We start from the raw sequence: 17,406 nt of genomic DNA on the forward strand, positions 1-17,406 counted from the left end.
TCCCGAAATTGCCTTCGGCTTGTAGCCGCCCATCTGGCTAGGCTCAACGCTGCCGGTCTTCTCGACCCGCTGCATCCAGCCGATGGCTGTGCTGATCGCCACTCCAAATCGCTTGGCGGCCTGATTGCGGGACATCCCGCCCTTGATCGCGGCCACAACACGCTTGCGTAGATCCAGAGAATAAGGCTTGCCCATCCATGCTGGCCTCCGCCCAGCCAGCATGGTGAATCAGAAATACACTGATTTGGGAATCCCAAATCGATTCAAACTAACCCCATCCCGCTTTAGGCACTCCGGGCTCCGCCCCTTACTTCCGACCGCAGGTGCGGCATCGGCTCCGAGAGCGACCCGCGGGCGCGTTCGATGGAACGAAGTCCGGGACCTGCGGGTTGGACGACGAAAGCATTTGGGCGGTTTGACGGCACGATCGGCCTCGGCAGCAATACGGCCGCCGCGGCCGATTTCATTAAAGACAAACTCGCCGGCGAGCTTACGATTTGAACAGGCTCTGACGGGCGGCGAATTCATTCACTCGTCGCTCGGACCGGCCGCATCTCCCGGCTCGAGCAGATTCAGCGCCGTCTCGATCTGGGCGAGCAGCGCCTGGATTTCCTCGCGCTCGTTCGGCCCCGGGTCGCCCTCCAGTCGCTCCAGGAGCACCTGCTTGCGCGCGAGCAGCTTTGCGACCGTCGACATCGCGCCTCCCACGTTTGCCATCTACAAACGAGGTGGTGCGCCGACAACGAACTTGCCAGGCCTGGCTCTGGGACGCCCGGAGGGTGCCGGGGGCGATTTCCGAACCGCTATTTCGCCGGCGGCCGCAGCGGGCCTTCCACCCAGTTCCGGGCGGCGGGATCGTGCAGCGGATCGTCATCGCAATCGGGGCAGACGTAGCGCTCCCTGTCGGCCTCGTTGCGGACAAGCTTCATCGGCCGCCCACAGTGCGGGCACGGCTTCCGGATTGGATGCAGCAGCGACATTTGGCTTCCCCGCCTCGGTCAGGGTAGTGCCTTTTGCCAGGCGGGGACAAGCGATCTCTTGACGTGAGCCTCACCGACCATCGAAGATCGGCGTTCGGCGATGTTGTGGGGTGGCGTCATGGAAGAGTTCTACAGCGGCTTCGCGCAGCGGGCGCGCGATCTGGCGGAGAAGGCCGACCCGTTCACCAAGCGGCGGCTTCTCGATCTGGCCCAAAGGTACGAACTCAAGAGCAGACCGGGACCGAGCTACGGACGACCCTCACCGCCCCCGCGGTCAACCCCGCCGACGGTCCTCTTCTCCGGCTCCGGCGAAGCCTGACACCGGGACCCGCTTCGGCCCTGTGAAGCGCGGTTTCCGGACGATCTCCCAGTCAACCCGGCGCTGTCGCGCCACCGAGCAGCTGCGAGACGGCGGCGGCCAATTGCGCTGGCGCAAAGGGCTTCTCGATTAGGACGCTGCCGTCGACGCCTTGCGATTCCCAGTCCGGCGCGCTGGCGCTCGTCATGTAGAGCACGGGGAAGTCTGGCGTGATTTCCCTGATCTGCCGCGCCAGCTCCCATCCGCTGATGCCGTCACCCAGGTTGACGTCCGTGAGCAGCGCCCGACATCCCTCGCGGCCGTCGCGAAAGGTGGACAGGGCCGCTTCTCCCGAATGGACCGGGCAGGCCTCGAAACCGCCGTCGAGCAAGGCCTCCTCGATGAAGCCGCAGATCAGGGCTTCATCCTCCACGACCAGGACACGTACGGCACTACCCACTTTCAATCCTCAGGCCACCGGCACGCCGTAATAGGCGTTCACGGAGCGCGTGGTCGCGGGGTCGCTCCAATTCCAACTGCTCTCGTCGGCGTATTTCGGGGCGCCGCGGAGCTGGTCCTGAGTGATGCCGGTGACGTAGCCGCCGAGGTTGGTGTCGTATTTCAGCGCCTGCCAGGGCAGCGGATAATGATCATCGCCGATGCCGAGCAGGCCGCCGAAGCTGAGCACCGCGTACGACACCTTGCCGCTGACCTTATCGATCATCACGCGCTCGATGTAGCCGACCTTCTCTCCGTTCGCTCCGTACACGTTCGTGCCCTCGACCTTGTCGCTTCCGATGAGACTGAACGTCTCGCGCTCTTCCATGGCCATGTTGACCTCCGGGATGTTGTCCTCCGGAGTCAACCGCACGATGATCTCACCGTTCCTGACTGAAAGCCCTGGCGGGCAACCCGACCCGATGAAGCTGACGGGCGCCCCGCTCAGGTGCCCGGGCTCGAAGGCCTGCGCGTGCGGATTGCTGACGACTCCAGCCTCGCCCTTGCGCGATCGTGTAGTTCGGCGCTCGACCGGATGCCGTTCCGGAGATCGCCGGAAGGCCGGAGGAACGATACCTGGCGTACCCCATTCACTCCGAGAGACCGTCGCCCGCCGTTGAACTACGGCGCCTGTCGCGGATAGCCAAAGGTTTCACGACCCGCTATTCAGAACTAGCGCCCGCGAGGATAGCCAAAGGCGGCGGCCTCTCTCGAAATCAGAGCCCATCCTCGGAGCCATCCCGAGGACCCGAGCTCTCGCTCTCCGGATCAAGCGCTCCCTCATCGAGCAACGGGTCGTCCTCGGTCAGCTTGGTCTCGAGCCGCAGGCTGTTCAGCTTTGCGCTCCGGTGCCGAAATCGGGCACCCCGCATCAGCACGTACTTGAACTTGCCGGCGATAAGCATCTGCATGATCGCGGTCAGAGCGTCCCACGGGATGCCGATGTTGCCCAAGATGGCGTCCTCGGTGACGTGGAGCGACCCGAGCGCGATCGGCTTCAGGTCCTTGCGGCGCTCCTCTTCCAGGTCGGACGACGGGAGCAGCGAGATCTCCGCCCTGTCGGCCTTCAACCCCGACGGTGTCAGCAGCCTGCCCCGGACCTGCAGGTGGCGGAATTCGTCGTATGGGTCGATCGGCTGCCGCTCCAAGTTGAGCGAGAACGAGTAGCCCCAGTCCCAGTCCTCGATCGCCACGACGTAGTCGACGATCTCCTCGCGCGGCTTGCGCCGGCGCTTCTTCTTCGCAGACCTCGTGGGCTTCGGTCCGGTGGCCATGGCGGGACGCCCGACGCCTGGGAACGACGGCCCGAGGCTATCCGAGTCGCGCCGAACCGCGAAGGCTAGGCAACGGGACGGCGGCCGTGCCAGTAGGCGGAGGTTCGGACTTGCCATGCTGCACGATGCGACGCCCGCAGTTCGCCCGAGTCGGTTCGGTATGGGCCGAAAACGCCGTGAATCGCTTGTTTTTCCGGTACCTCATGGACCTGTCTTATGCCACACCGATCTCCGGACAGCCGAATCTCCGAGAACCGATGCTTCGCGACCTGACCGATCTAGCAGCCATGGCCGAGGCCTTGAACCGGTCGGCCGACTTCCGGGTGTTGCAGCGCCTGGTGCCTCGACCAGCGTCCCCGCCGATCATCGGCCAAGAATGCAGGACCGGCATCCTGCTTGATACCGAGACAACCGGCCTCGACCACGGCAAGGACGAGATCATCGAGCTCGGGATGGTCAAGTTCGACTACACGCCTGACGGGCGGATCGTCGGCGTCCGCGACACGTTCTCCGCCTTCAACGAGCCATCCGCGCCGATCCCGCCCGACGTGACGGCGCTCACCCGCATCACCGACGAAATGGTGGCCGGCCACAAAATCGACGACGCCGCTGTGAACGCCTTCGTTGACGATTCGGTGGTCGTGGTTATCGCGCACAACAGCGGGTTCGATCGGAAATTTACCGAACGCTACTGGCCGGTGTTCGAGCAGAAGGCCTGGGCCTGCTCGGCGACCGAGATCGACTGGCGCGCTTACGGCTTCGCAGGCGCGCAGCTCGGATATCTGCTGAACGGCGCCGGCTTCTTCCACCAGGCGCACCGGGCCGTCGACGACTGCCACGCTCTGCTGGAGGTCCTCGCGTTCGAGCTTCCGGCCACGGGGGCACCGGCGCTCGCGCTCCTGCTCGAGACCGCCCGCAAGCCGACGATGCGGGTCTGGGCGGAGCAGACCGCTTTCGAGCTCAAGGATGCGTTGAAGCGCAGGGGCTACCGCTGGAACGACGGCAGCGACGGGCGACCCAAGTCCTGGTTCGTAGACGTGGACGAAGTCGCCCTAGACGACGAGATCGCGTTCCTGCGGACCCAGATCTACATGCAGGACGTCGAGCCCGCCGTGCAGAGGCTGACCGCCTTCACGCGTTTTTCCAGCCGAATCTGACGCGGCCTTGCTGGCGTTATCGGCCAAGACGCTTCTCGACGCGCTTGCGGGAGTTGCCGACCTTCTTGACGGCCTTCTTCACGGCCGATGCCGAGCGGCCGGTCTTCTTCGCTTCGTACCTGACTTCGTAGTCCTGGCCCTTGGCCACCCGCGCTCGGTCCTGTTTGCGTCCCCGCGCCGTCTTTGTCTTCTTCGCTGCTCACACTGGCTCCTCCTCTTGCGAATGATGCAAGTGCAAACGGCGCTAGGATTCGCGGGGTTCCCAGTTTGTAGCCAGTCGATCCCGACCGAACTATAGGCGAAAGCCGGCGTTTACCTGGACCATGTCAGACGCATTCGACTATTTCCGAGCCTACGCTGTCCGAGCTCTTTGCGTGGCGAGATCGATGCCGCGGGGGAGGATGAAGCATCTGCAGCTGGTCGCGGGGCGAATCTACAATCTCCTCAAGAAAGAGGCCGCGTACGGCCCCAATATCCAGCACCTCGAGGACTTTCGCGCAGCTCAGAAGCTCGAGAGCTCTCTCGATGGGCGGCCAAGTGACCGCTCCGGCGGTCGCCTTATTCCGGCGGCCCAGCAAAGCTCGGACCGGGAGGCTCGCTGAATGCCTTTGCTCGACGCTCGCGGTGTGGCAAGTCTCCTGCGAGAGTACGCGCAGCGCACCGCGTTGCGAGGCGGCAACCCCTACCGGGCGAAAGCCTATTCCCGGGCCGCCGACAGCTTGGCGGCACTTGCCGTCCCTCTGGACGTGCTCGTCGCCGAAGATCGTCTTACGGAGATCCCGGGCGTCGGCGACGCCATCGCAGACATCATCACCAAGCTTCACAGGACGGGCTCTCACCCCAGCCTCGAAAAGCTGCGGAAGGAGATCCCCGAGGGCGTGCTCGAGATGCTCGCTGTGCCCGGCCTTCGTCCGGAGAAGGTGCTGCGCCTGTATAAGGATCTCGGCATCGCCTCCCTCGCGGAGTTGGAGGCCGCCGCTAACGACGACCGCATCAAGAAGGCGAAAGGACTCGGCGCCGCGCTGCAGACCAAGATCCTGCAGAACCTGGCGATCGCGAAGAGCGGAGAAGGCCGCCTTCACCTACATCGCGCCGCCGCGCTGCTCGCGGATGCCAAGGACTCGATCCGCAAGTCCCGTCCCGAGCTCAAGCGCGTGACGATCGCTGGCGATTTCCGTCGAGGCTGCGAACTCGTCGCCGACCTCGCGATCGTTGCGGAAGCTCCAGAGGCGGCCAAAGCGCCGAAGCCGTCCCCCGCCGACGGACTGCAGTTTCTGCTGACCGATCGCAAACACTTCGGCGCCACGCTTCTGTTCGCAACCGGCTCCACGGCTCATATCGAACAGCTCCAAGCCTTGGCCGCCGAGAAGGGAATGCGCCTGGAAGCCGACGGCTTGCATAAGGGCCGCACGTTGGTCGCCGGCGAAGAGGAGGACATCTACCGCGCTATCGGGCTGCGCTTCATCGATCCGGAACTCCGGGAGGGACGCGGCGAGGTCGAGCTGGCTTTGCAGGGGAAGCTGCCGAAGCTGGTCACCGACAACGACCTGCGCGGAATCATTCATTGCCACACGGATGCCTCGGACGGGACCGAGACCCTGGAGACAATGGCCAAGGCGACGCGCCAGCGCGGCTTCGAGTATTTCGGGGTCGCGGACCATTCGAAGTCTGCCCACTATGCGGGCGGCCTCTCGGTAGAAGAGATCGCGCAGCAGCACAAAGAAGCCGAGCGCTTGAACAAGCGCTTCGGCAAGGATTTCCGGATCCTCAAAGGCATCGAATCCGACATTCTGGCGGACGGCTCGCTCGACTATCCGGACGACGTGCTCGAGCGCTTCGACTTCGTAGTCGCGAGCATCCATGGTCGTTTCAAACTGGACCGGAAGGCGCAGACGCAGCGCCTGCTGCGCGCCATCGCCAATCCTCACACCACAATCATCGGGCACATGACCGGGCGGCAGCTCCAGCGGCGACCAGGCTACGAAATCGACGTCGAAAAGGTGCTGCGGGCCTGCGCCAAGCACGACGTCATCGTCGAGATCAACGCCCACCCTTGGCGTCTAGATTTGGACTGGCGTTGGCACCAGGCGGCGCTGGAATTCGGCTGCATGCTGAGCATCAATCCGGACGCGCACTCGATCCCCGAGCTCGACCACATGCGCTGGGGCGTCGTGATGGCCCGCAAGGGCGGCGTGCCTGCCGACCGGGTCCTGAACGCGATGACGCTCGCGGACATCACGCGCTACCTGCGCCAGAAGCGGCGCTCGCTTGCTCGCGCCGCCTAATGCCCTCGGCGCACTGCCTCTCGCTAGAGGGAAGGGTGGTGCCGGATGCCGCCGATCGCGGGCATCACTTCAACAAACTCATCCAGGACCGTGAGAGGATCAACGCGGGTCGAAGCGCGAAAGGTATCCGAGGTCGCGCTGAAGATCGTGATGCGCGACGTCGACAACAAAGACACGGTGACGGTCTCGGCGGACTTTGCATAGCACGCGAACGCTTGCCCTGAGCCCGGCAAGCCCCCCCCTCTCTCTTCGCACAGAGTTAGTTGTTCTGGCTCAATTTAGCCATACACTCAGCGATTGATCTGCCAGCCGCCGAAAGTTGAGTGATCTGCTGGCAACTATCTCTCCGCCATTTCTCCATGGGTGCATCATTATCTCGTCGCGCCGCTTCGTCGGCTCCGCGAGAGGAAGGACCCCCAACATTGATGGCGGTCACGCTATTCAGGACGATACCTAGCGGGGACCGTTCGACCAGCTTGCCCGTTAAACGCTCTCCGTTCTTGCCTATGATATCCTGCACGGCCGAAGTCTGCACAGACGCCACCGGCATCGTAATCTCCAGCCGGTAGTTGCCCGGTGGCAAGGGCTTTCCAAGCGCGGTGAATCTCTCTGATCTGAATTGACCGCCTTCCACGATCGCATGTGCCTGCGCGAAATAATTGGCCTCCTTACGACGCAGCCCGATCATCAGTTTTGTATCGTCCGGAAGATTCGTCACGCCGACAATTGCCGGAGACGCGCTGCCGTCCGATCTCGCAATGATGACCGCTTCGAGCGACTTGTTCGCCTTCCCTGCGAAGCTTGCGTTGGCCATGGAGGATTCTGACTGGACGCCAGCGGTGCCGCTGGCATTTTCTGTCGCCGTGTGGTGCTTCGAGGAAGTCGTAGCTTGGTCGGAAGTAACGCCGAATAAAATCAATGTCGCAGCTAGTCCGAACACCAGCACCAGGGCGAGAATCTGTCTCGGCGTGACGAATCGCTGTCTGGGCTCATGTTGTCGTATCAAAAGCTCAACCGGCGATGCTGCGATCGCAGCCTCTTGTTTCGCGAGCAAGCGGCGCTCCAATTTCGCAAAACGCTCCTCGCTTCTGCGCGCGCTGGCCGCGATCGCCGTAAAGACCCAGGCTACTACCCACGCCAGGATACTTCCTCCGACGCCAACAATCGATGCGGCGCCGGCGATGGAAAAACAGCAAAATAAGAATGATAGAAATTTCCACACGCCGCCTCTTCCGCCCAACGAAACCAAGAACGGCAAGAACGCTGCAATTAGAGCTAAGATCGCAATGCCTTCCATAACTCGCGCCTCCCCACTACTCGATATGTGCGCAACTTGAGTGCGATTTCTCCGGGCTCACGGAGCCTACTTGCCCAAAGGGGATCTAGTATTTAGGAACGCGATGCGTGCGACAGTCAAAAGGTCCGTCCGAGCCAGGCCCCTTGATGTTGGCGTTATAGAATTGGCCCATCGATGGTGCTGCCAAAAAGGCCTCGAAGGTCGCGGGGGACATCTCGCAATAGGGGTAATACACCGACCTCAATTGCACCACCATGAACTGCTGGGACTTGTCGTAGCACGCTCTGTTGATGAAGCTGCTTCGCGTGACATCGGTGCAGGCGAAGGGCCCAAGATCCAGCTTGCCGTAGTATTTCACGTCGATGGTCTCTGCCGCCGCCGAGCTGGCGCCGGCGAGAGAGGCAGCGATGAGGACGACAAACCGAAACATGCAAGATGTCTCCTTAACCAGACCTTGTGGATTTTGCCTCGGAATGTTTTTCGGTTTTCGAGGCGCGATCTTCAGCGGCGGTTGCTTCCTTCTCACACATGTAGGCGCCCCGCTTCGTGGTGCCGTCTCCTGGCTCCGCAGCCTGCTAACCTGCCAAGGCGGTGGATTCGTCTCGTTGGGAGATGATCGCGCGTACACCGCGGCTAAACCGCGGGCGACCGGTCGTAAAAAATCCGCTGCAGGTGGTCTTCGCGTCGCAGCGATCGCATTCTTCCACGAAGCCGTTTTTCCAGTCCGAGATCGACTGGAGCGCGTGCGGCCAGACAGACTTTGGAAGAACACACTTGGGAAGATTATACACCGACACGTTAACGCCAGCGGCGCTCAAGTGATCGACGGCCCTCGCGAGTCCGTCACCATAGTCGACTGGATCCATCCAAAGCATGGTATCGTTTGCAATTGCAAAGCCGGTGTTTTCGAGGCCCATCAACGCGACGTGGTCGACGAACGGCAGATTGCGGGCAATCCACCGACCCGTGTCCTCGATGATCGGCGCGGTCAATGCATGCAGGACGACGCGGATTTCGACCCGCTGCCCCCGGTCCTTGAGCTTCAGAATACCCAGGATCGTCTCGTCGAACGCACCTTTGGCCTGCACGACATGATCATGGACATGATCGACCGAGGCGTAGACCGGAATGGCAGCCATCAGGTTCGGGTGGCCGATCTCCTTCCAGGCATCGACGATCCGCGAGTCGGCGAACGCCCGTCCGTTGGTCAACACCTGGATGGCGGTTGCCGACAGGCGATCGCGGCACTCCTTCAGGACGGCGGTGAAGTCTTCCCAATCCGACAGGGTCTCTCCGCCGGTGAACGTCAGCGCGCGCGTCGCCGGGTCGATGAGCGGCAGGCTTTCTCTGATTTCGCTGAGGATCCATCGGTCATCGACATTTTTCGGCGGTTGCGAACACATCAGGCAATAATTGTTGCACCGTTCCGTGACCAGAAACGAGTTGTGCGCCGAATTCCGGCGATACAGCGTGCGGAATTTCCTGGACGCGTGATCGAAGCCGATCACATCGCCATCCGCGAGATAGTTATATTTCGGGGGCACGGCGACGAGCTGTCCCGTGAACGTGCCGCACAGATCGATTGAGCCGTCGGAGACGAAAAGGATGGAAGGCCAATCGGCTTCTATCGCGCGCCGGATGTCGTCTGGTGTTCTGGCGATCGCGAAATCAGCCACGTGACGTTCGGCGGCACTGTCGACCGACCGGAGCCTGAGGATCGATCGCGCCTTGTCGGAGGAAAATCCTGCGCTCTGCGAGGCTGTGCCATAGAGAGGAAGGGTCATGCGGCGGCCCATCGTCGCAAGATGGCAGCATCTTCCGGAGAGTTTTCCAGAATGTCCAGCAGCAGACCCATGATGCCTTTTTGCCGAGCGCAAAATGCCGACAACGGCTTGATTCCCAAGGCGTCACCCTGCGTTGCGTGATGATAGACGGGGTCCGCGCCGCAGTGGCTCTCATACACACAGGTCGAGCATTCGGGCGCACACTGCGTCAGTGATGACGAAATCGCGCCGATCAGCTTGTCCGACAGGATGAGCGAATTGTAGCTGTCGTGCTCGACGTGTCCGAGCCGGAAAGCGTCGTCACCGGTCTCGGCGAGCATCCTGCCTTCATCCGAAGCGAAAACACTGCCGTCATAGTTATAGACTAGCGCGCCAAGGCCGGCGCCGGCGGGGCTGCGCAAGTCAACGTAGCCGATGGGTCGATCCGAGAGCATCCGTGTGAGAAGCAGCGCCGCGTAGAACTCCCGGAACGGGGTGCCCTGTCGGTTGATCTCCAGAACCCGGCGCAATCCACGTTCGTAGAACGCAAGCCACTTCTGCGCGTCGTACTTGGCGAACTGCTTCGTTTTGATCGCAAATCCGAACGGAGAAAGCGGTCGCAGGAAGATGCCATCCAGCCCCAGTTGGAGATATTCGTCGATGATCTCATCGACGCGGTCGAGGCTCGCCTCCGTGGTAGTCATCAAGGCCCCGATCCTGTCGGGCCCTAAAATCTCCCTCGCTCGCCGGATTCCGGCAACAGCTAGTTCATGACTGTTTGCATCGGGTCGGGGACGGTTCTTGTTGTGCAGGTCGGCCGGACCGTCGAGGGAAGTTGAGAGTAGGACGTTGTTCTCTTTGCAAAATTCCAGAACGGTGTCGTCCAACAAAGCCAAGTTTGAGGCGATGACGAAGTCGAGTTGCTTGCCGGACCGTTGCTTCGCAGCGGCAACAATCTTCCTGATCAGCGGAAAATTGAGAAGTGGCTCCCCACCCTGAAACTCAATCTTGATCCGTGCCGTTGGGCTGGCGAACGCGATGTCGAGGGCACTCATCGCGGTTTGCTCGTTCATGTCGAAGCGTGAGCGGTCGGTACTTTGACGCGAGACCTGGCAATAAGGGCAAGAATGTTCGCACCGCAGCGTTACGACGAAAATATGGAGTGGGGTCGTCTGCTGCAGGAACGACATCCGGCTTCTTAGCCGAGCCGCTAAAAGCTGCCGTTGTGCCTTCTGGTTCGTTCCTGTGACCAGATGAGCGGCATAGGCTTTTTCGTAGAGGCCGTCGCCGGGCCGAACCTGAAGGTCGACGAGCCGGTTCAGTTCCTCTTCAGACAGGCGGACGAAATCGCCAACCATGTTGGCGACGAGATATTGGTGTGCTCCGGCGCGTTCAAAATTGAACGGCAGCAACAAAAGATCTTCCGTTGCCGCGCTGAAGCTCTCAGGACGTAAAAACCGCGCCATGGCCCTCCCGCTGGACCTTATCCGGCATCATTTTGGTTCGCAGCCAGCGCTCCGAAGGCGAGTGCAAGAATGACGTTCCGAACGCCTTCGGTTTTTTCAGCGACACGGGCCCGCAAGTTTTCGTCGGCGACAAGATTTAGAAATCGTTCCTTCAGCTCGTCCGAACTGACCACGGCTCCCTTTTGCGGATTTGTAGAAGCCACTAGGCGGCAAACATAGCGGTCGCCATCGCGGTCAATCTGGCAGCTCGCCATTCCGATGAGACGATAGGCTGCCGCATCCAAAGCACTGAGGCTTTGGATGCTTGAATCGAAATCGACAGCTACCTCGACCGGCGACGCCGCTGGAAGCTTAGCGGCTGGAGGCATGGGACGCGTGGGACGCATGTGAAGCATGCGACGCGTGGGAACTATGTCCCGCGACGATGGTGCCATCGGCCTGCTTCGTCATAACGAACCCAAGAAGATCTTCCCCAATCTGATAGTAGGCATTTGCCTCAGGCTTATCGCCAGTGATGTCGGCCGCTACCGAGGTCCGATCATCGGTAACCACCGTCTTGGCCTCGGCGCCCTGAACCGACATTCCTGTCAGCGATGCGAGCGCAGCGCCAAGCGACAGCACAACTTTTGATTTCTCAGCCATATAGCCCCCCAGTCAATTTGCTTAATGAATAGGCTCTCTTACAACTTCCGAGGGCGAGAAGTCCATAGTTCTATTGGCCGAGAGCGCCCGGCCCCGGTGTCCTCAGCGCGAAACCTGCCCGCCATTGACTTTGCTGGGTCCGTTTCGAAAAGCGGCGGGAGCGCGACGTTCTGGTCCGAACCGGTGGAATTTGCCGGTACCCTGCCGCTGCGGTTGATTAGCAGCCTCAATCAGCGGCGGAACGGAACGTCCCAGCAGTTACGGCCTCTATGCTGAGGACCACGGAACCGGCGATCCGGACGTGCGGCTTCCCGGCCGTGCCCTGCATGAACCGCCTCACCTGGGCACCGCCACGTACTTGTCCGGGATGAGCCGCAGGCCGGCATCGAGCGGCGGCTTGATGTCGAACATCTCGGCACCATTCTGGAAGTGGAACACCCTGCGGACGCGGTAGGTCGACGGATTCTGGGCGGCAACTTCGTACTGGGTGCGAGACAGCCAGAACTGTGTCCGCGCGTGCCCGTTGGTAGTCTTGATCTCAAGGAGCCTCTCCTCGCCGTCCGACTCGAAGGACCGAACGTCGTAGCCCCTATGGTCTTCGCCGCGATCGGCGGGCCAATCCATCTCCTTCGCAAGGTCACGCCGGCCGGCTCGGCACAGCCGATCGAATTCGAACCGGAACACCATTTCCTCGCCGGCGCGTCCCAGGGAGCGGTTGAGCTCGTCCCTGGCCGCCGGGTCGTACTTGCGGACCAGACGCCGCAGCGCCGGATGATGTTCCTGCAGGTCCGAATTCAGAAATGCCGGCGGCTGAACCAGCACCGGCCCTCCCGCCGACGTGAAGCGCGGCTGTATCGACGCCGGGTCACTCAGTACCTCTGGATGCAAAGCCAGCTGCGCCTCGACGGCTTCCACCAAGGCGTCCTGGTAATTGTGGGCGGGCAGCAACCCCGGGATCCAGGCGATACCGAGTTCGTCTAGAACCGCGGAAACGTTGCGGAGCTTCCACTCGATCGACTTTTCGGAGCGACCCACCTCCGTCGCCAGTCTCCGGTACAGATCGGCCTTGCTGACCCTTTCGCCGGCGCGGTCCTGCTCAAGCATCAGGAAATAGTTCGCGACCACGATCTCGGCCTGATCGGCCGTCCAATTGCTCCCCTTGGCTCCCGGTGGTGCACCCTCGTTGTCCACTGATCGCTTCCCCGCTCGCCGAGAATCCTACCAGGCAGCGGCCGATCCGCAAATTTCAAAAAGCCCCGTACAGGTTACGTGCTGGGACACGCGAGTTGCGCTCGTTCGCAGACCGGCCCGCGCAACTAGATGACAGTGTCCTCACGCTCGCAACTAGGCTGGATACCGCAGCCCTGTAGGCCCGTCGGGCGCCTTCTGCTGTCGGATCTGATTACCCGATCTGCGCTAGGCAATCTAGAAGCGGCGCTCAAACGCGGCGACCTCGACCCCGCCTTCGATCTGATGGTGCTTGCGCTGTTGCGCGCTTGAGTTCATCGAAAGCACGACTGACGCCGCGCAAAGCAGCTTACGGAGAATTCGGCGAGATGCTCCAAACCGCCGTATGCTTGATCTCGGCGTCTTCTAGGTCGCGGGTCACCGGTACGCGATAGTCGGCGAGTCGGACAAGTTTTGCCTTCGGAAGGAAAGTGCGCCCGGGGTCGCCGATCAAGATGGTCGCGCCAGCGCGCGCATGGTCGGCCAGAAATGCGAAGGCACGCGCTGCGGTGTCCCGTTCATAGAAAATGTCGCCCGCGAGGATGGTCTGCCATCGGTCGTTTGGTTGAGTGTCGAGCAAATCCTTGCCGCACGAAGTGAGGTGAACATGGTTGACCTCCGCATTGAGTGCGGCCGCCGCGATCGCGAAGGGGTCGATATCAGACACTGTCACCCCGACCCGCCCGCCTTCATCGCCGCGATGCCGACGAGACCGGAGCCAGAAGCGATGTCGAGCACGTGCCGGTCCCGCACGGTATCGGGATGATCAAGCACGTAGCGAGCCAGCGCTTGGCCGCCCGCCCAGGCAAAGGCCCAGAAGGGCGGGGGAAGGCCGGCCTCGTTCATCTCGTCCTCGGTCTGCTGCCAGAGCGGCACCGATTCATCGGCGAGGAAGATCGCGATTTCCGGCACCAGCGGCACCGACCGCAGCCGGGTGTTGGCGCGGATGAAGGATTGCGGGTCGGCGACGAGGCTGACTGATCTTTTTGGTGGCAAGTGGAAGCACTCTTCTAAGACCTAACCTCAAGCGCGTGATGAAGGCGGGCTCTTCCGCCGTCGCCCTCTGCCTTCGGCAGCCTTGCGCTGGATCTCAGCCTGGAGCTTTTCCTTGATCTCTGGCGAGGCCCTTTGCTCCTTCATCTTGGCCAATGCCTGGTCGGAGTAGCATGGATGTCTCGATTTTCCGAATTCGAAAACGTGTGACATGACGGGATCATGGTCGATCTTTAGCATCTCTCGTAAAGTCTTGCTTTGGTTCGTGTTCAGACCAAGCCTTTGCGCCAGTTCAGTCGGCGTGTATCGATATTTCTTCCGAAGGTCGACTTCGCGAACGGCCGCTGCGCTGGAAGGGTCGTCGGCCGCAAGGCGATGGACCGGGATGCCTTGATTCTTCGTGAAATGAACCTTCAACTCAAGTGCTGTACCGGTTAGGCCGGTCTGCATCGTCTTGAGACGAGGGAGAACGTCGCCCCAATTCTTGTTGCTCTTGAGAGCTTTTTCCACCCGCGTGATGTCTCGTTCCGAGATTTCCACCTCGTCAGCAACATGCGCTTCCATCGACAGCAGAGTTCTTATGCGTCCCCGCGCTTCGTCGCGCTGCCTTCTTCCAGGAGCCAACAGCTCCTTTATGAGTTTACATTCGCGATCCACCAAGACATCGAATTGTGCCTCAGGCATCGTAGATACAGGGAGAACTCGGGTAGGCAGATGGTCCGCGAGCTTTTCGCCGAACTCCCGTGCGAGGACCTCGTCGATGGCTGTGACGAGACCCCGTGCATGCAAAAAGAGGACGTCTTCGGGTACCGTTATAAGCCAATGCTGCTCTCCATCGCGCATACTGTCGACAGCCCGAAACACTCCGGCCTGGGTTTCATTGAATCCGCAGTGCTCTCGGGCAAGATTTAGGCACTTTTTGAACCCGACCGAATGACCTTTTTGGGGATCCTGGATGTTGACTTGACGCTGGACCAAGCAGGCCTTGAGAAGCATCTCACAGGCGTGCTGCAGATGAAGAAGTGTCTTTGTCGTTCGCCCATCCTCACTGAAGCCATTGAAGGCTTCCAAGCCGATCTTCAGTGACGAAATTGCCTTTGCCTTCAGGCTTTTTGCTTCGCGGCGCAGCTTCATGACGTAGCTCTTCGATCAAGCTCGGGAGCTACCGCGCCGATGCAATTGCGCTGAGGGCCTTGTCGAGAGAGAAGGTGGTCGAGGTACCGTCGGCGAAACGGACGCCGAGGCAACGGGTGTAGCCCGCGCTCCTCTTTTCCATGGTCGGAAAGAATCCTGTCACCGCGGACGGCACTGGGAAGTGGGTGATTGCGCAATATCGTTCGTACAGTAGCTTAAGCTGGTCGAACCGATCTTGCGTCACGTCCTGGTTCAACACTCCCTCCGTCCGGAACGGATCAAAGTGCTTCTTCGCGAGCGTAATGGTAGCGAACTCAAGTGACGGACCGAGCCTGACCGATTTGGACATGTGAGGATTGGCTCCGATAGTGTGCATCCACATCAAATCGCAACCAATGGGCGACAGCAACGACACTTTAGCCGAACAGAGTCCGAGGGCCGGTACTATCCTGAGGGAGTCTCTTCAGCTCGTCGATGTCGGCTGGGCGCAGATGCCGCCATGGGGCGGCGGCTACACGACGACCTACTACACGGCGCCGGTGTCCTACGGCTAACCAACGCTGTTGGTGCGTAGGATTCACCACGCAGATCGCGGCGCCCGCGACCTTCCTGAACTGCCTCGAAAACAGCTGAGATTGACGGTACAAAACTACCGGATCGGTGGTACACGCTGGTGGTCACAAATCAGGGCCGGGCTTTCCAGGAATCCTTGTTTTCCGGCGGATTACGCGCAACCGCGGCCAGGGGGATGAGAGTCCCACTCTATCTGCCTCTCTCTGCCCCCTGCAGGCTCTAACCTCCAACTAGACCCGATCAGCGGACCAAGACCCAATGTCGTCGGCGGAATTGCCTGCCCGAGCAGTTTCCTTTGAGTCGGCACCCAACTACCCCGAATTCGAAAGCGAATGCTGTGTAGCCTCGTTTTCTACGACGAGGCGACGCCGGCCTAAGTCGGGGAATATCAACCTACTGCTAACGTCTGCCGCGTCGCGAACTGGTAAGATGCGATTCGGGCCAACGATTCGTCGCCCGAGCGGCATGAAATCACGCATTCCGATTCCTGCCCTGCAAGAGTACGTCGAGTCCCTGCCCCTCGGACAGAAAGACGGCGGGCAACGTGATCGCATAAACGGCCAAGGAGAAATCCGACAATGGCAGGTGCTATCAATACCGACTTGATCCGCAATACCGTCTTCCGACTTACGGACCCATACGATCAGCGCGACCTAATCAACTACGTTCCCGAGCATGCCAAGTTGCTCGACATTCTGAATATCTACGAATTTGAACGCTTCCCGACGGAGAAGGCTTTCTGCGTCGTCTGTAAAGGCCACCGACACAAAAGGGGATTTACCGCCGCGTTGACGACTGGTGACCGTGTGCTGGTCGGCAGCGCATGCGGTCAGAAGAAGTTCGGCGCAAGTTGGCAGGACGCCGAGAAGCGTTTGCGGCTGAGGAGCGATCATCAGTACGAACTCCTGATGTATGACCGCCTGACGATGATCCGGGGGCAACTACAGGAAAAGTTGCAGCAGTGGCTTCGGGTATTCGAACAGCTTGAGGGGCGAAAGGCTGCGTTCTCGCGGATCTTCGGGGAGGTCGCGTCACGGCTCACCGAAGTTGCAAAGCGCGGAGACGGTAGGCTTACCATCCACCGCAAGGTTCGTACTTCATCGTTTCAACAGGCTCTCGCCCGCGACGACGATGGCAGCAAAGACCGGTTTACCTACCAAGAGGTAACAGTCGGTACTCTGGTTGGCCGAGCCTTCTTCGATTCCTTGCACACGCATCGAGCGGTCGCCCAAGCGATCCAGAGCGTCAAGGACCACTCGTTCGAGAAGGCGCTGTCCCTTGACATGACCAAACGCCGCAAGGCGGTCGAACGGGCGTTTGAGGATCTGCAACGCTGTGCGGAGATCTATGATGATGTGAACGCGTTTCTCTCACCGGAGAGCTTCGCCGGCCTAGCACGGTGGGCGGATCAGAATGACGGAATAAGGCGCAAATTGGTGGCGCGACACAATGGATTGTTCTTTCGCGACGATCTCAATCAGGGCATGACCCTTTTGCCACTGCCCGATCTCGATGAGACTTTGCTGAATTGTATTTGGGAGTATCGGCGGGCGAGCTAGACGACCGATTCCGTGAAACCTGCGGACATGGAGCGGGCTGAATTGGTGGAACGGACGGGTTGTTGGCGGATTCCTCGTTTGCGGTCGGCGAAACGAGGAGCTGTACCATGGCAGGATGGCGGCGAGCGGTCGAACTGGCAATGAGTGATGAAGAGATAGCGACTTTGGCGGCTCTTTCGCGGTCGAGAACCGAGCTGGCGAGCCGGGTATCGCGAGCACAGATGCTCCTGGCGTATCGGGAGAATCCTTCGTTCTGCGCG

21 protein-coding genes and 2 pseudogenes are annotated in these 17,406 nt (G+C 60.8%); 6 read left to right on the plus strand and 17 right to left on the minus strand.

What is annotated here, in order from left to right:
- The 3 genes from YU9_RS0136200 to YU9_RS50875 form a co-directional block, all read right to left on the minus strand.
- A partial coding sequence (locus YU9_RS0136200) for an IS630 transposase-related protein (RefSeq protein WP_027577112.1) occupies positions 1-195 on the minus strand: 195 nt, incomplete at its 3' end.
- A gap of 333 nt (positions 196-528) precedes the next feature.
- Positions 529-696 carry a hypothetical protein gene (locus tag YU9_RS49400; protein WP_198028356.1) on the minus strand — a complete coding sequence of 56 codons (168 nt, stop codon included), beginning with the start codon at positions 694-696 and terminating at the stop codon, positions 529-531.
- Positions 697-803: 107 nt separating this feature from the next.
- Positions 804-929 carry a hypothetical protein gene (locus tag YU9_RS50875; RefSeq protein ID WP_256375939.1) on the minus strand — a complete coding sequence of 42 codons (126 nt, stop codon included), beginning with the start codon at positions 927-929 and terminating at the stop codon, positions 804-806.
- 169 nt (positions 930-1,098) lie between these two features.
- Here YU9_RS50875 and YU9_RS0136215 point away from each other — a divergent pair, with 169 nt between their 5' ends.
- The gene (locus YU9_RS0136215; RefSeq protein WP_027577113.1) at positions 1,099-1,299 is read left to right on the plus strand and encodes a hypothetical protein; all 201 of its coding nucleotides are present in this window, start codon (positions 1,099-1,101) and stop codon (positions 1,297-1,299) included.
- A 52-nt stretch (positions 1,300-1,351) separates the two neighbouring features.
- Here YU9_RS0136215 and YU9_RS0136220 read toward each other — a convergent pair whose 3' ends face one another.
- From YU9_RS0136220 to YU9_RS43650, 3 genes are all read right to left on the minus strand, one after another.
- Positions 1,352-1,738, minus strand: coding sequence for a response regulator (locus tag YU9_RS0136220; protein WP_027577114.1), 387 nt, complete (start codon positions 1,736-1,738; stop codon positions 1,352-1,354).
- A gap of 9 nt (positions 1,739-1,747) precedes the next feature.
- Positions 1,748-2,110 carry a PRC-barrel domain-containing protein gene (locus YU9_RS0136225; protein WP_027577115.1) on the minus strand — a complete coding sequence of 121 codons (363 nt, stop codon included), beginning with the start codon at positions 2,108-2,110 and terminating at the stop codon, positions 1,748-1,750.
- A 382-nt stretch (positions 2,111-2,492) separates the two neighbouring features.
- Entirely contained in the window at positions 2,493-3,050 is a 558-nt protein-coding gene (locus YU9_RS43650; RefSeq protein ID WP_051380639.1) for a hypothetical protein, read from the minus strand.
- Between the two features lie 257 nt (positions 3,051-3,307).
- On the opposite strand from YU9_RS43650, the gene YU9_RS0136235 reads away from it, so the two are divergent.
- A complete protein-coding gene (locus YU9_RS0136235; RefSeq protein WP_027577116.1) occupies positions 3,308-4,207 on the plus strand; it encodes a 3'-5' exonuclease in 900 nt (299 codons plus the stop codon).
- 16 nt (positions 4,208-4,223) lie between these two features.
- On the opposite strand, the pseudogene YU9_RS43655 reads toward YU9_RS0136235, so the two are convergent.
- Positions 4,224-4,406, minus strand: a pseudogene (locus tag YU9_RS43655) (DUF3606 domain-containing protein); the annotation flags it as partial.
- A 202-nt stretch (positions 4,407-4,608) separates the two neighbouring features.
- On the opposite strand from YU9_RS43655, the gene YU9_RS0136245 reads away from it, so the two are divergent.
- Both YU9_RS0136245 and YU9_RS0136250 read left to right on the plus strand, forming a co-directional pair.
- Positions 4,609-4,809, plus strand: coding sequence for a hypothetical protein (locus tag YU9_RS0136245; protein WP_245266688.1), 201 nt, complete (start codon positions 4,609-4,611; stop codon positions 4,807-4,809).
- Complete coding sequence (locus tag YU9_RS0136250) at positions 4,810-6,492, plus strand: DNA polymerase/3'-5' exonuclease PolX (RefSeq protein WP_027577118.1); 1,683 nt, start codon at positions 4,810-4,812, stop codon at positions 6,490-6,492.
- Positions 6,493-6,751: 259 nt separating this feature from the next.
- Here YU9_RS0136250 and YU9_RS44900 read toward each other — a convergent pair whose 3' ends face one another.
- The 10 genes and pseudogenes from YU9_RS44900 to YU9_RS0136310 form a co-directional block, all read right to left on the minus strand.
- A complete protein-coding gene (locus YU9_RS44900) occupies positions 6,752-7,789 on the minus strand; it encodes a hypothetical protein (RefSeq protein ID WP_027577119.1) in 1,038 nt (345 codons plus the stop codon).
- A gap of 85 nt (positions 7,790-7,874) precedes the next feature.
- Positions 7,875-8,219, minus strand: a complete 345-nt coding sequence (locus YU9_RS0136265) for a KTSC domain-containing protein (RefSeq protein ID WP_027577120.1) — start codon at positions 8,217-8,219, stop codon at positions 7,875-7,877.
- A gap of 145 nt (positions 8,220-8,364) precedes the next feature.
- Complete coding sequence (gene hxsC / locus YU9_RS43665; RefSeq protein WP_084299195.1) at positions 8,365-9,573, minus strand: His-Xaa-Ser system radical SAM maturase HxsC; 1,209 nt, start codon at positions 9,571-9,573, stop codon at positions 8,365-8,367.
- Entirely contained in the window at positions 9,570-11,018 is a 1,449-nt protein-coding gene (gene hxsB / locus YU9_RS0136275) for a His-Xaa-Ser system radical SAM maturase HxsB (protein WP_027577121.1), read from the minus strand. Before hxsB ends, hxsC begins: the two co-directional genes overlap by 4 nt.
- 17 nt (positions 11,019-11,035) lie before the next feature.
- The gene (locus tag YU9_RS43670) at positions 11,036-11,386 is read right to left on the minus strand and encodes a hypothetical protein (RefSeq protein ID WP_156952328.1); all 351 of its coding nucleotides are present in this window, start codon (positions 11,384-11,386) and stop codon (positions 11,036-11,038) included.
- Positions 11,370-11,660, minus strand: coding sequence for a His-Xaa-Ser repeat protein HxsA2 (gene hxsA2, locus YU9_RS49620; RefSeq protein WP_027577122.1), 291 nt, complete (start codon positions 11,658-11,660; stop codon positions 11,370-11,372). The genes YU9_RS43670 and hxsA2 overlap by 17 nt, the downstream gene beginning before the upstream one ends.
- 336 nt (positions 11,661-11,996) lie before the next feature.
- Positions 11,997-12,851 (minus strand): DUF3883 domain-containing protein, encoded by an 855-nt coding sequence (locus tag YU9_RS0136290; RefSeq protein WP_027577123.1) that lies wholly within the window; start codon positions 12,849-12,851, stop codon positions 11,997-11,999.
- Positions 12,852-13,197: 346 nt separating this feature from the next.
- A pseudogene (locus YU9_RS43675) lies at positions 13,198-13,883 on the minus strand (methyltransferase).
- Positions 13,884-13,910: 27 nt separating this feature from the next.
- On the minus strand, positions 13,911-15,014 hold the full coding sequence (locus YU9_RS46815; RefSeq protein ID WP_051380642.1) for a hypothetical protein: 1,104 nt from the start codon (positions 15,012-15,014) through the stop codon (positions 13,911-13,913).
- A gap of 28 nt (positions 15,015-15,042) precedes the next feature.
- Positions 15,043-15,363: a hypothetical protein gene (locus tag YU9_RS0136310; protein WP_027577124.1), complete on the minus strand. Its 321-nt coding sequence runs from the start codon at positions 15,361-15,363 to the stop codon at positions 15,043-15,045.
- Between the two features lie 7 nt (positions 15,364-15,370).
- On the opposite strand from YU9_RS0136310, the gene YU9_RS48485 reads away from it, so the two are divergent.
- Both YU9_RS48485 and YU9_RS0136320 read left to right on the plus strand, forming a co-directional pair.
- Complete coding sequence (locus YU9_RS48485) at positions 15,371-15,568, plus strand: hypothetical protein (protein WP_156952329.1); 198 nt, start codon at positions 15,371-15,373, stop codon at positions 15,566-15,568.
- A gap of 597 nt (positions 15,569-16,165) precedes the next feature.
- The gene (locus YU9_RS0136320) at positions 16,166-17,146 is read left to right on the plus strand and encodes a hypothetical protein (protein WP_027577125.1); all 981 of its coding nucleotides are present in this window, start codon (positions 16,166-16,168) and stop codon (positions 17,144-17,146) included.
- The last annotated feature ends 260 nt before the right edge of the window (positions 17,147-17,406 follow it).

Origin of the sequence: Bradyrhizobium sp. WSM1743, from assembly GCF_000473065.1 — a bacterium.
Classification (GTDB): Bacteria; Pseudomonadota; Alphaproteobacteria; order Rhizobiales; family Xanthobacteraceae; genus Bradyrhizobium.